The following is a 14,104-nucleotide window of genomic DNA, read 5'->3' on the forward strand; positions in this document are numbered from 1 at the left end:
TAACAGCTCACAACAAACTTAGTACTTGTTGAATGGTGGGATTATTAACAGCAACCGTAACTTTAATGTAACAGTCTGGCAACTGTGTTTTGAATAATCAATTGGGATAATTTGGATTGATCGAATTTCATCAATCCCCAACTGCTTATCCAAGTTGTGGCAGTAATGAAACTAAATCCAATAACTAAAATAAGCAAATCGGAAACGCCAGCAGATTTAGCGAATGCCAGCCCAACGGTTTCGAACCAGTAAATAAAGAGGTAATGGCTCAGAAAGATGTAATACGACCAGGGACTCATGCGGCTCAGCATTCTAAACAGTTGGGGAGAATGAAGACGCAGGGCGTGGGCAAAATTGAGCATCCATATCGTGAGACCGATCGCGATCGTAAAATCAGCAAACACCCACCCCAACAATCCTGCGTATAGGAGCGCATTGCCAACCAGCCAAATACCGATACCAACGACTCCTAACCACTGATTAAGAATACATCGGCTAAACGCCTGATTGTAATACTTTAGTGCGATCGCTCCAATCATTCCCAACAGAAACTCGGCAAGTCGCGACGGCAGAAATTGAAAGGGTGCGGCCTCCTGAAACGGCAGGGTCAAGGTATCTTTTAACCGATCCAATGGTTCAACAGCCATTACCCAGTGATTCAAAAAGCCGTGCAAATAGGCAACCGGCATTCCGTCAAGCCAATAAATGGCAACGGCTCGATACAAAAACTCACTTAACACTAATCCCAGCGGAATTAAAACCCATCCTCGCAGAGTTTTAATTGTCGTCAGCCGACAGTAAAGCCACGGGAACACGAGGTAAAACTGTGCAATCAGTGGAACAAACCAGAGAGAAACATTGGGTGAATTTTCAGAAATGGGGTTGAAGAAGTTTCTGAGCAGAGAGATATTGAAAAATAGCAGAATCCACGGATTGAAGGTACTTGTTTTAGTTGCATCTACGCCTGATGCTTGTGTCACCAGGAACAGCAAAAAACCAAACAAACAAACCAGCCAATAGGTTGGCAGCAGCCTGGTTGCCCGCTTTATGTACCACTGCTTCCAATCAACAGTCTGCTGTCTCTTCAAGCAAGAATAAGTTAGCCCAAAGCCACTTAAAACGATAAAGAGATGCACTCCTTGCCAGCCAAACCATCCACCTTTACAGTGAATTAGAAATATCCAAAGAATCGCCAACCCTTTACAGCAATCTAGTAACGTTAAAAGCTCAAAGTGAGCGGTTTCAGAATCGTCTTGAATGGTCTTTAAATGCGCGTCAGAAGTGGATTGCGTCATTGTATGCTCAATTCACATAATGGCCGTAACCAACTGATGAGCCACTGATTCTAAGAGGTTTTGAATAGTAGCAAACGTGCTGCATTCAAAACCTACCCTCTCAACTTTGGGGACTTCCGCTTATTTGTGTGTATCAACCATGCAACCGATTCAAGGTTCTTAAAATTGAAAACCAAAAGAGAAAATGCAGAGTCGGTACTACTTGTTAATTGCTCAATTAGGTGTAGCCAATGCAGTCATGCTGACAGAAACCGATTTCACATCTATGTGCCGATTCAAACGGTTTTAGCTAACTAATGCCTGCTAAATCCAATGTATTGGCTAGCTGGTCAAGGTTTACAGTAATATTGTCGCTGTACGAATGACGGTAGTCATTACCCTCAGGTCTTTCCCCTTCACCTAACAGGTAGTGATAATCAAGATTGGCCTGATTGCTTAATGCCCAAAAATTAACATTCACATAGTTGGGCGCAATAAATTCAACAACCTTTGTGCCGGGACTTGAAAATACCAGATTTGCAAGTCCCGCACCATGCGGTGCCACAATTGATTTGGCTGAAGCGAACAAATCAATTTGTTCAGCAATAGAGAGCGACTCTAGCGCTACACTGCGGAATCCAAGCTTCGTCAGCAGATGCAAAACGTCTGCTTCATTCACAACTTTGCGACGAGTGGCTTTAGCCCGGCTGATGTAAATGCGATCGAAATTGCCATCACCGTTGCGATGCTGAGCCAGTTTGGCGTTGGTCAAAAACGATTGGCGCAAGAAGTCACAGCCCCAGCTTGGCATCCAGCGGGTTAATCCAACCACATGGCGCGATAGGGATGGAACAATTAACTGAGTAGCCTTGAGATGAAAATTGCGATCGCTAACCAAAAGTTTGTGAGACGGAATACCCAATAGATCCAACGTTTGTTTTTGAAACGGCAAATCTACGCCGTTCACCACAAATTGATCAATTTGATCAAAATCGTATTTACGCAGAATCAAGTCCAGCCGGGGCAGTAAATCCAACAACCAGTGAGCAAACGTCCCGCCCCCAGCAACCGATAAAACGGCCAGTGTTTTATCACATTCCTGTATTTTGGGCAGCTTCCATTCGCCAAAAACAGGATGATATTTGGGATGTTCGTCTACTTTGTACTCATGGGAGAGATCCGCAAGGAGCCTGTCGTTGGGACTGATCACTGTATTAAATTGCCACAATCTGCCTTTGGGGATGGTAAACAGATAGGCAGGGGGCGATTCAAACTGAGGGTTTACCTTAAACCGCCAATGAATCTCCGAATCTACCGTTTTGGGCTCTACAACTCGAATGTTGCGCTTGGGATAAATCTCATGAGACCACCCAGGTTCTCTGGTTGTTTGAGAGGCATTGATCCAGGTATGAGAAGAGCGGTAATACCCTTTTGGCGGTCCAATGATTTCTGAACTAATGGGCAAAAGACGAAGTATTCGAACAGGAATGCGACCGACCCACCTCAGCAGTTTCTTCATGATTTTTCTCTTACCATTCGTATTCAGAGTTAGAAAGTCGCATGGCTCCTCGTTTGAGCCGCTTCATCCATATGATCAGTTTGCGTTCAAATTGGCTGATGCGTAATAACCCAATTTCTGGATCGTAAAAAATGCGCTTGAACTGATTCCGATTGATCTCCTGCTCAACCTTAGACAAGTCAGGATGGCGCAAATGCAGGATCTTAACCTTACGAGAAACAAACGTTGAACTAAGACAGCGGCAGTTGTATTCAGGGGTTAAGGTGGCTACCCTTAAATCGCTGTGATAAAGCACTTCCTGAAAAGAGGGCTGATCGTTGTATTGCTGATAGAGCGATTGCTTCGACTGCATTCCCTGTTTATAAGCAGCCAACCAGTCCAAAAAGAACGCTTCGACCTGAGGCGTTTTGCGAAACGGAACAACCCCAGTGTTCAGTTCTGGAAAGCATTCTGGGACGCCTTCAATGAGACGTTCGCCGCGTTGCGCTTCATGCGAGACCGCAATATCAAATCGATCGAGCAATACAAACAAGTCAGAAATGTCGTCGCAAATACGAGTATCTGTATCAATAAAAATGGTGCGATCGTACGGCGACTTATTCATATACATAATTTTGTCAATGAACCCATATTCTGGATTTTCAATGACAACAACATCATCAAAATAAGAAGAGTCTATAGGTTGATCTGCAAACAAGGTAACAGAAGCAGTCGGCATGTGAGCCTTCAAACTAGCCGCCGATTGACATGCCTCATCAATATACTTTTTACCCGTAGCAATGTAAATAATCCCAGTAGACATCGTTTATTAACCCCCTGCTTTTTTATTCAATAAATAACCCTTTAATTCCGAAGTGAATTAACAAACATACGCTGCCAGATGGCAATACCCTGAGCAACCGCTGCCCATTTTATCAACCAAAGTTAGTGGAACAATTGGTTCTGTAATTGGACAGCCCAAAATCGAACGTCTCGGACATTCTCCGAGCTTTGGCTGATCACATTGAATTCAATTCAGGTCATTAAACAACCAGAAGAGTTTCGTAGATTGCCTCAACAGCAGCAATATGCTGGCTCACCGAAAATCGTTGTTCCGCCCGCTGCCGCGCCCGTTGCCCCATTAATTTCGATCGCTCTCGGTCTTGCAAGAGCCACATAATTGCCTTTGCCATCCCGATCGCATCTTTGGGAGGTACCAGCAGTCCCGTTTCATGATCATCTACGCTATCCAGCACCCCACCCGCTGCGGTTGCAATGACCGGGCAGCCTGCCAACATGCCCTCCACCACCACTCGTCCAAATGGTTCTGGCAATGAGGCACTGTGTACCATGATGTCGGAAGCAGCCAGGATACGGGGAATATCACTGCGGTATCCCGTAAAAACGACGTGGTTTGCTAAGTCCAGATCAACAACCAGTTGTTTTAGTTTTTGATAGTAGGCTTGATTCCACGGAGTTGATTCGGGTGCCCCTACCAGCAAGGCTTTGAGGTTGGGATGACTCTTAACAACCTCGGCGATCGCTTCTAAAAAGTAGTCCTGTCCTTTCCAATTATCCAACCGACCCACATTGCTAATCAGCCAGTCATCATCGGATACGCCAAATTCGGCTCTCAATGCAGCCACATCATTGGGATCGAATTGCTCATAAACAGTGGAATTGAATCCATCATAAACAACCTTACCCTGTGCGGCCGGAATGCCAGCCTCACGGTACACCGTTTCAATCGCTTTGGACATGTAAATGAATTGATCTACCCCTCCTGCCAAGCGCCGATCGAAAGACGATAGCCCCTTTAGCGTTCGAATATGACAAATTTGACGCACGTTCGCCAATTTTGCCGCCATCACGGTGTAGCGATCTTTGGGCAAATTATCATTGTGATGCACCAGGTCAATTTTTTCTCGCTTAATTAAACTCGCGGTGCGAGCCACCACAGAAGCCGCCCACGATGCCCGTTCTACACGGTGCTGAAACTTGGCGATCGCGCTTTTGGGCGTTCTGGGAGGCTGGATTTGCTCCCCTAAACTCAGCACCTTTACCCCAATGTCGTCAAAGGGTTGGCGATACGGGTGATTGGCTTTGTGAAACAGCACCATTGGTTCATAGCGGCTAGTATCCAGATGGCGAACTAACTCATACAAACCCGTTACCGTGCCCCCAACCACTCCAGGCAACTCAACATACAAAATTCGATGACGCTTTAAGCTCATTGACTTCCCCCAAAAATGAGCGGATTTTAAGCAATGCCCAAGGCATTACAGTAGTGCTGAGTAACAGCCTTGATTGAGAACTGTTCCAGCCAGTCTGGATCAATTGGTTTCGCATTGCCCGATAACACACTGCCGATCGACTCGGCCAACGCCGAACTGTCTCCAACGGGTGTAAGGTAGCCATATGCACCGTTGTTCAAAATCTCAGACGGCCCACTGCGGCAGTTGGTGGAAACGACCGGCGTTCCTAACGCTAACGCCTCGGCTACTACATTTCCAAAGCCTTCCCAGGCCGAGGACAGCGTAAATACGGCAGCTTTTGCCATATAGGGATAGGGATTTTTGACATATCCCGGCAATGAAACATCTTGCTCAACGCCCAGTTCTTTAGCCAACGCTTCCAGTTGTTCCCGTTCAGGCCCCCAGCCTAAGATCACAAGCTTCGCAGGTCGGGTTTGCCGCACCTGAGCAAAAGCTCGAATCAGTGTGGGAAAGTCTTTTTGCGGCTCCATTTTGCCGACTCCCAGAATCACAGGGGGCTGACCGGGGCCAAACCAGGGATGATCGATCGCTTCCTCTGACCTAGTGACGATATCGGGGGCGATCGCCGGATTGTAAATCACTTCAATTCGCTCAGACGAGATCCCGGTCGCGTCGATCAAATCTTCGGCAACTCCGTTAGAGATGGCAACAATCACATCAGCCAATGGATAGGATAGGCGTGCCGCCAGGGGAGACAAACGCCCGCTCAGCCGAGCATCATGTTTAGCCCGTTGCGACAGCGTGTTTTGTTCGCAAACCAGAACGCGTGTAGAGACTCCAGAAAACCGTTTCGCCAGAATAGCCACTTCATTGGAATAATGCAGAGCAGAGAGCAGAGCAATGGGCTGTTCTTGACGCAGGTATTGCTTGAGTGCGTTGAAACTGGCAGGCAGGCTGGGAGCCGATAAATCAACAATTTTAACTTCAGGCGGAATCCGCCAGAGGTGAGGGCTGCTAGCACTACCAAGGACAAAATCTACTTTATAGCCTCGCTCCGCAAAACCACGGGCTAAGTTGATCATTGCTCCTTCTGCTCCACCGCCACCGATGGATCTTAGGAAGAAAGCAATACGAGTCGGGACATCATTCATAGCAGAGACTCTCCCACCTGTCTGAACAAGGTGCTAGCCGTGAAGGGTTTGGAATGAGATCACTGAGCAGGGATGAACACTACAACAGGGGGCTACGCGGCGATCGCGCACACTCAAGGAAGCATGAAAGCCGCAACCTGTCTGGGAAATCACCGGATCTTGATCTGCGATCGCGCAAACCTAGTATAGAGATACGCCGCCGTTTCTGGCGTTTCAGGATTATCTCAGTAGTTTTTCGAGTGCTTCATCCGAACTTTATGGGTTTATCTCACTTCATAGCAAAACTCAACTCAATCGAGCGCCACTCCTCCGTGATCTAACGCATCCAAGAACAGAGTCAACCGGGTGGCTTGCCAGGGGTAAAACCAGGCGATCGCCTGCATTTGCAACGTTCAAGCGTTAATGAAGCGGTTATATAGCACTAGCAAAAATACTGAAACATCCTTTACTGAGTTAGAAAAAGCTGCGTAGTTGCATCCGCCGCAATTTAAGGTTTTGTCAAAGTCACGCGTTTTTACCGGAATGGACAGAAATCAATCGTTAATAACTTTAGGATTGCCGTCTTGTTTGTTCCGTGTCCTCTAACCCTGCTAACCCTACAGGAATTACATCAGACCACTTAGGGTTGAATTCAGTATAGAAAACAACGTGCCATTCCAGTCTAGAGCTTCGGAGATGTAATGTTAAAAACGACTTCCGAGTTAGCGCGCGATCGCTGCACTAGCAATCTCCGCATTCTCCTGTTTGACCTATCTATCCGTGGACATCATCCCAGCTATATCAAATACTTAATTCGCTATTGGCAAACGCAGCAGTTGCCAGGACATCTCGACATTGTGACCTCTCCACTGTTTTTGGATGAACATGCAGATGTTGTGGCGCTCGCAGATGATAGTCAGTCGATTCAGTTTACGCCAATTACAGCCGCAGAAGAGGCGGCACTGCGCGATCGCAGCACCGGAGTGAATCGGCTTAAACGCTCGTTTCAGGAATGGAGTTTGTTCTGTCAATACTCTGCGGCTTTAAAGGCAAGCGAGTCGTTGATTCTCTATTTTGATACGTTTCAGCCGCCCATTTCGCTAGGGATGAGGTCACCCTGTCCCTTTTCCGGAATTTATTTTAGACCCACGTTTCACTACAACAGCTTCGGATCATCCCCCAAACCAACGCCCCAGAAACCGTCCTTGAAAGCCTGGGTACAGCAGAAACGAGAAACAACATCCCTTCGCCGCGTCCTTTATCATCCCCAGCTTCAAACCCTGTTTTGCTTAGATCCGTTCGCCGTTCAGCAAATGGATGTGGCGTATCCTGGCTCTAAAGCGGTGTACCTTCCCGACCCAGTAGAAATTCACCCTCCCGTACTGGCTGAAGCAGAACGCCTGAAAGCCGAGTTGGGCATAGAACCCAATCGCAAAGTCTGTTTGCTGTTTGGAGCGCTAACACACCGCAAAGGCGTTTTTCAGCTTTTAGACGCGATTTCAATGCTGCCCCCTGTCCTTTGCCAGCAGTTGTGTGTGGTGCTGGTGGGTGAATCAAAGCTAGTAACCGAGTTGAATACGCGGATGGCAACGATCGCACAGCACAAGCCAGTACAGTTTATTCACCAATACGAATTCGTTGCGGATGCCGCCATCCCCAACTATTTTCAAATGACTGATATTGTACTGGCTCCGTATCAGCAGCATGTAGGCATGAGCGGCATTCTGCTGCACGCTGCCGCGGCTCAAAAGCCAGTGTTAAGTTCCGATTACGGATTAATGGGTGAGGTCGTTCGTCGTTACAAGTTGGGTTTAACCGTAGATTCAACCCGTCCTGAAGACATTGCTAAAGGATTGACGCAGTGTTTGCTCAAGGATTCAGACACACTAGGCGATCGCGCCAGAATGCAAGCCTTTGCCGATGAAAATCAAGCTGAACGCTTTGCATCAACGGTTTTTCAACACCTGAACGTTCCCTCAATGTAATGGCATCTGCTAGCGAATTGGGTCATGCCCTTGAACACCGTTACTAACTACGAATGCAACTTTGCCCTCAGTCCATCACGTTTTCATCTGAACCGGTTTTTGATGCCGAACGAATTCTCAATAAAGCAAAGAAAACGGTAGTTTGGCCGTTTGTATTAGCCACGTTCTTTGAAACGAAACGAGTGGCATACACGGCACAGACGGCATCTCCCGTCATCCTATCGTTGGCAACCGTTTACGAAACGTATCCGCGCCGCATTCGCAGGCTGTTTGCTCAGCTTGATTTAGATCGTCCCGGTCTGGAATCCGTCAAGGCTGCGGTGGTCCAGCGCCAGTGGGTCAAAGCCTGTGAAGCGCTAGTGAATTACTATGAAACTCACGACACTCCGCAACGGCTTAAGGCGGTGGGCAGTCGCTATCGGGCGATCGCCTATATGCTGCCGCAGCAAATTCTTCAGGATCAGTTCACGTTTCAAAAGCACCAGGGCACTGTTGAACGACACCCAAATGGGCAGCTCAATTGGGCGCACTGTGGTTCAAACAACGATCGAGAGTGGGCCTGGTTCCTCAACCGTCATTACCATTTGCTGAACCTGCTGATGGCTTATCAACGCACAGGCAACTCAGCCTATGTGCATTGCATTAACCATCACTTGCTCGATTGGATTACCTCCAGTTTTTCCGCCCCAAAACAGTGGTGGGCACAATGGCGAGGGCGAGAGGTGGCGATGCGGGTAATGCATTGGGCTTCGCTGTTTTACAGCCTCTCGTCTCCAGATGAACTCACCCCAGCCGTGCGAATTTTAATGCTGTCGAGTTTGCTCGATCATGCGCTTTACCTCCGCCATCTGCACACATGGGGGGCAAACTGGCTGTGCCGCGAGATGAACGGACTGGCTACTATTGCGCTGTGCTGGTCAGAGTTTAAGCAGTCCTCTCAGTGGCTACACAGTTCAATGGAACACATGCTGCGAGAACTCGATCGCCAGGTCTATCCTGATGGGGTGCACAAAGAGTTAACCAGCCACTATCACCGCATTGTGCTGCATGACTTCAAAGATGTAGCCGAATTACTGGAATTGACCGGAAACCCAGTTCCAGATAAGCTCAACGCTCGCTTGGAGCAAATGTTTAACTATTTAGCCTACTCCATGTGCCCCAAGGGACGCGGCGTGCTAAATAATGATTCCGACCAAGACTACAACCGCCCCCTGATTCGTAACGCCGCCATTCGCTACCAGCGACCCGACTGGACTTACATTGCCAGTTGGGGCAAGGCCGGAAACCAGCCAGAGAAAGAGCCATCTACCGTTTTTCCGTGGGCAGGGCAAGTTATATCGCGCAGCGGTTGGGATACCCAGGCACACTGGTCTTTTTTTGATGTGGGGCCATTAGGCATCAACTACCACATTCATTACGACAAGCTGCATTTGTCGATCGCAGCGCACGGCAGACACCTGCTGGTCGATAGTGGCCGCTACCGCTATATTCGCGATCAGGCACGACAGTATTTTCGCAATTCTGCTAGCCACAACGTCATTTTGATAGACGGCAAAGGACAGGGCAAAGATACAGAGAAGTGGGACACCCCCATGAGCGGCAACTATGCCATTACGCCTACCTTTGATTTTGCCTGGGGCACCTTCGACGGCACGTTCAACAGGCTGCAAGGCAAGGCAAAGCACTCACGAGCCGTGGTGTACGTGCGCGATCGCTACTGGGTTGTGGTAGACCACATTGAAACCGATCGCCCCCGCACCATTGAACCCCTCTGGCACTTCCATCCCTCCTGCACAGTAGCGGTGGAGGGGAATTCCGTTGTAACGACCGATCCGGATGTGGGTAATTTGCGAATTGTTCCAGCCTCCTTGTCTGCCTGGACGATCAATGTCGTGTCTGGACAGCAGAATCCAGTACAGGGCTGGTGGAGCCGTGAATACAACCACATTGTGCCGAACGCAACAGCGGTTTACTCCACCACCGTTTCAGCCTCAACCACGTTTGCCTGGGTGCTGTATCCAGCCAAGGGAAAGGTGCCTGTTGTTCAGGTTGATCTGCTTCCGGCTCCGGCGGGTGCTATTCGGTTGGCGATCGCCCAACCCGGAGAAGCGCCCGATGAAATTGCCGTCTGCCTCAACAGCCATCAACCCGTTAACCTGGCTGGCAATTTAACCCTGATCGGCAACTGTGCCGTATTGCAGGCCGGGAAGCCGCCTCAGGTGGCGCAGGGCAGCATCCTTCAGACCAATAAAACGGTTGTGGCAAAGCATCCCTCGCGGCACTCACGCCTGCCTCTGGCCGGAGGCAAAGTATGAACCCTCGCGTTGCCTGGTTGTTAACCTCCTCCAAATACTACTGGCACCCGGCTCTAAGCGAGTTTGCCCGGTGTTTCCCCCAACTCACGGTGTTTGCACCTAACTGGAACGGTTACGCCCTGGGCTATGAAAATGGGTTTGCGATCGAGACATTTGCTAAGCCCAAAATTATTCCAATTACCAGATCTGCGACGGGCTACGGCTCTAATTTCACCTACTTACCGCTAACGATCATCAGCCGTTTGCTGCGCCTGCGCCCCCAACTGATTTTTGCCAACTCCTTCGGCATTTGGACGATTCTATCCCTATTGCTTAAGCCGTTAGGCCAGTGGCGAGTGGTCATTGCCTACGAAGGCAGTTCCCCCAGTGTCGATTATCGCCACTCGCCCTGGCGAACAGCGGTGCGGCGGTGGATGGTGCGGGCAGCAGATGCTTGCATTAGCAACAGTCAGGCCGGAAAAGCGTACTTGGTTGACGTGCTAAAGGCTCCAGCCGATCGCGTCTTTGCCCATCCCTACCAGCTTGCGGTTCCCAACTCGTTAGGAGGATTGACGACCGCAACGGAGCTGGATCTATCTCACCATCACCGTCCTATTTTTTTGTTTGTCGGACGAATCGTGCCCCGTAAAGGATTGCGGCAGTTGCTAGAAGCCTGTGCGCTGTTACAACAGTGGGGGTGCGATCGCTACACCTTACTCATTGCGGGTGAAGGATGGCAGCGCTCAGAGCTAGAAGTCTTTTGCCAAGAACATCAATTGGGCGATCGCGTTCAATGGTTGGGGCAGGTAGATTACAGCCAGTTGGGTGCCTATTACCGCCAGAGTGATGTGTTTGTGCTGCCAACGCTAGAAGACACCTGGGGTGTAGTGATTTTAGAGGCGATGGCGTTTGGCAAACCGCTGCTCTGTTCCAGGGATGCAGGTGCAGCAGAGTTAATGGTGGATGGCGAAAACGGCTACTGTTTCGATCCACAACAGCCGGAAGCGCTGGCTCAAAAAATGCAGCACTTGATTCATAACCCAAACCTGATCGCAGGCATGGGACAACAATCACAGAAGTTGATTGAGCCATGTACGCCTGAGTTGGCCGCTCAGTTTTTGAGCAATGTCGCGTCGTTTGTGCTGGAGGAGCAACGATAATGTGGTGGCTTTTACGAGCAGTAGTAAAACGGTTCTCTCGGTTCAAAGATGTGGACGCGGCGATCGCAGAACGGCAGCGCTTCGAGCAACTGTCGCGATCGGAGATTCAGCAACATCAACTAGAGCGATTCAACCATCTCTGGCAGTTTGCCTGTGCCCATGTTCCTTACTATCGCGAATTGCAGCAAGAACAGCAGCTTCCCCTGAGCTTCAACTCGTTAGCTGAAATTTCGGCCAATGTGCCTATTTTAGATAAAGCCACGGTGCAGGCTGATTTTGAACGATTTTTGCCCGATCCGCCGCCGCCCGGATTTTGGAGCCAAACCAGCGGCTCAACGGGTACACCCATGAAATGCTACTGGGAGACAGCCGCTTACATCGAGAGCCAACGCGACAAATACTATCATCAAAGCCTCTGGGGACTGAGCGTCTGGGATAAGACAGCAACCCTCTGGGGCTTTTCTCACTTTTTTCAGGAGAATTGGAAAGGAAAAGTTAAATTTATTAAAGACAAATTCCTGGAGAAGATTCGCAACAAAATTGTTTTTTCGGTTTACCGGATCGATCAGGCCGATTTACGAAGGTGGTATCGTCGTATCCAAAAAGAGCAGGTGCGGTTCCTCTATGCCTTGCCGAATGTGGCTCACTTATGGGCAAAAGCCAACGCCAAAGAGCCGCCACTCAACAGTTTGAAGCTGGTGGTAGTGGGCGGAGAGCCGCTGTTTCCGTACCAGAAAGACTTAATTGAGCAGGTCTGCAATTGCCCTGTGGCGATCGAATACGGAACCATTGAAATGGGTCTACTGACGGCCTCTTATCCAGACTCCGCCATGCATGTCTGCGAGCGAGGTGTTTTATTAGAGACGCTGCCCACGGCCACCGGAATGTATGAAATTGTGGTCACAAACCTAAGAAATCACGGGTTTCCGCTCATTCGCTACAAAATTGGTGACTTAACCGATGCCCCTCTCTCAACGCCACCCCAGGGAACGGCTACCGTAGGAGCCATCATTGGCCGCACCCGCGATGTGTTTCTTTGTGCGTCAGGGCAAGTCTTAAATGGACTGGCCTTTAGTCGATTTTTTAAGGATTTTCCTGAAATTGCCCAATATCAAGTGATTCAAGAATCAGTCGATCGCGTCACGGTGCGACTCGTATGTTGGACTCCTCTTTCACCCAGGCTTCGCACCACAATTGAAACCAAGCTGGTGCAAATTCTGGGGCAGGAAACGGTGATTGAACTTCAAGAGGTCGAAAAAATTGAGCCGACGAGCGCAGGCAAACACCGCTTCATTATCAGTAAAGTGGCTGTCCCATCTGAACCACCCCTGGCAAATGTATCAGAAAAACCTTAAGACCCTAGGTCAATCAAGAGGAACCCCCCTATGCACAGTGTCATGAAGAACCCTCGCGTTGCGTGGTTACTGACCTCAGCCTTTTACTATTGGCAACCGCCAATGGCCAGCTTCTCTAAGCTCTTTCCGCAGACCACCATTTTTACGAGCCGCTGGCATGGGTTTGCCCCTGGCCTGGAAGACTCGTTCCAGGTCGAAATTGTAGGCGAACGTAAAATTATTCAGCTCTCTGAATCTGCCACCGGATACGGTTCCAACTTCACCTATCTGCCGCTGAATATTGTCAATCGGTTGCTGCGGTTCAAGCCGCAGGTCATCTTTTCCAATTCCTTTGGCGTTTGGACGGTTTTATCATTACTGTTCAAACCGATCGGACGCTGGCGCGTGGTAATTGCCTACGAAGGCAGTTCTCCCGATGTAGACTACCGCAACTCTCCCTTGCGGCTGGCGCTGCGGCGGCTGATGGTATGGGCGGCGGATGCCTGTATCACCAACAGTCATGGTGGAAAAGACTATCTCATTGACGTACTCAACGCGCCGGAGTCGGAAGTCTTTTTGCAACCCTACGAAGTGCCCTCTGCCCAGGCGCTGCTGCAATCGGCTGAAGCCAGTGCGATCGCCCAATTGCCGCACCAGCGACCCATCTTTATCTTTGTTGGCAGCCTCAAAAAACGGAAGGGGTTACACCTGCTGTTAGAAGCCTGCGCCCAGTTAAAGCAACAGGGATGCGACCAATACACGTTACTCATTGTTGGCAGCGGCTCGCAGCAGCAAGAGCTGGAAGCCTTTTGCCAGCAGCACGACTTAACCAACTGTGTGCAATGGGTGGGGCAGGTAGACTATAGCCAGTTAGGAGCCTACTTCAAACAGGCCGATGTCTTTGTCTTACCCACGCTAGAAGATACCTGGGGTATGGTTGTCCTAGAGGCAATGGCTCTGGGTAAAGCCATCCTCTGTTCTAAGTTTGCTGGGGCATCCGAACTCGTCATTGACGATCAAAATGGTTATGTTTTCGATCCAACCGACGCTGCCGCTGTAGCAACTGTTATTCGCCGTTTCGTAGACGAGCCAAGCCTGAGCGTCCGTATGGGGCAACAGTCAGAGCAAATCATGGCTCAATACACTCCAGAGGCCGCCGCAGAATTTTTGGCAAACGTTACTGAGTTTGTCCTTCAGCCACAGAAGTAAAAGC

Annotated in this window: 10 protein-coding genes; 5 read left to right on the forward strand and 5 right to left on the reverse strand. The window is 49.4% G+C overall.

What is annotated here, in order from left to right; genetic code table 11:
- Positions 1-62: 62 nt before the first annotated feature.
- The 5 genes from IQ268_RS09675 to IQ268_RS09695 all read right to left on the reverse strand — a co-directional run bounded on the left by IQ268_RS09675 (position 63) and on the right by IQ268_RS09695 (position 6,139).
- The gene (locus IQ268_RS09675) at positions 63-1,295 is read right to left on the reverse strand and encodes an acyltransferase (protein WP_193877898.1); all 1,233 of its coding nucleotides are present in this window, start codon (positions 1,293-1,295) and stop codon (positions 63-65) included.
- A gap of 289 nt (positions 1,296-1,584) precedes the next feature.
- On the reverse strand, positions 1,585-2,793 hold the full coding sequence (locus tag IQ268_RS09680) for a DUF563 domain-containing protein (protein WP_193877900.1): 1,209 nt from the start codon (positions 2,791-2,793) through the stop codon (positions 1,585-1,587).
- Between the two features lie 10 nt (positions 2,794-2,803).
- Positions 2,804-3,595: a hypothetical protein gene (locus IQ268_RS09685; protein ID WP_193877902.1), complete on the reverse strand. Its 792-nt coding sequence runs from the start codon at positions 3,593-3,595 to the stop codon at positions 2,804-2,806.
- Positions 3,596-3,815: 220 nt separating this feature from the next.
- Complete coding sequence (locus tag IQ268_RS09690; RefSeq protein WP_193877904.1) at positions 3,816-5,006, reverse strand: glycosyltransferase; 1,191 nt, start codon at positions 5,004-5,006, stop codon at positions 3,816-3,818.
- Positions 5,007-5,032: 26 nt separating this feature from the next.
- Positions 5,033-6,139 carry a glycosyltransferase gene (locus IQ268_RS09695; RefSeq protein ID WP_193877906.1) on the reverse strand — a complete coding sequence of 369 codons (1,107 nt, stop codon included), beginning with the start codon at positions 6,137-6,139 and terminating at the stop codon, positions 5,033-5,035.
- Positions 6,140-6,819: 680 nt separating this feature from the next.
- Between IQ268_RS09695 and IQ268_RS09700 the strand changes: the two genes are divergently transcribed.
- Genes IQ268_RS09700 through IQ268_RS09720 form a run of 5 tightly spaced genes read left to right on the forward strand, consistent with a single transcriptional unit; the run spans position 6,820 to position 14,100 of the window.
- A complete protein-coding gene (locus tag IQ268_RS09700) occupies positions 6,820-8,103 on the forward strand; it encodes a glycosyltransferase family 4 protein (protein ID WP_193877908.1) in 1,284 nt (427 codons plus the stop codon).
- A gap of 53 nt (positions 8,104-8,156) precedes the next feature.
- Positions 8,157-10,418, forward strand: a complete 2,262-nt coding sequence (locus tag IQ268_RS09705) for an alginate lyase family protein (RefSeq protein ID WP_193877910.1) — start codon at positions 8,157-8,159, stop codon at positions 10,416-10,418.
- Positions 10,415-11,557, forward strand: a complete 1,143-nt coding sequence (locus tag IQ268_RS09710) for a glycosyltransferase family 4 protein (protein WP_193877912.1) — start codon at positions 10,415-10,417, stop codon at positions 11,555-11,557. Before IQ268_RS09705 ends, IQ268_RS09710 begins: the two co-directional genes overlap by 4 nt.
- A complete protein-coding gene (locus IQ268_RS09715) occupies positions 11,557-12,912 on the forward strand; it encodes a phenylacetate--CoA ligase family protein (protein WP_193877914.1) in 1,356 nt (451 codons plus the stop codon). The genes IQ268_RS09710 and IQ268_RS09715 overlap by 1 nt, the downstream gene beginning before the upstream one ends.
- 42 nt (positions 12,913-12,954) lie before the next feature.
- Positions 12,955-14,100 (forward strand): glycosyltransferase family 4 protein, encoded by a 1,146-nt coding sequence (locus IQ268_RS09720; RefSeq protein ID WP_193877916.1) that lies wholly within the window; start codon positions 12,955-12,957, stop codon positions 14,098-14,100.
- Positions 14,101-14,104 lie beyond the last annotated feature (4 nt).

This window comes from Oculatella sp. LEGE 06141, assembly GCF_015207605.1.
Classification (GTDB): domain Bacteria; phylum Cyanobacteriota; class Cyanobacteriia; order Elainellales; family Elainellaceae; genus Oculatella.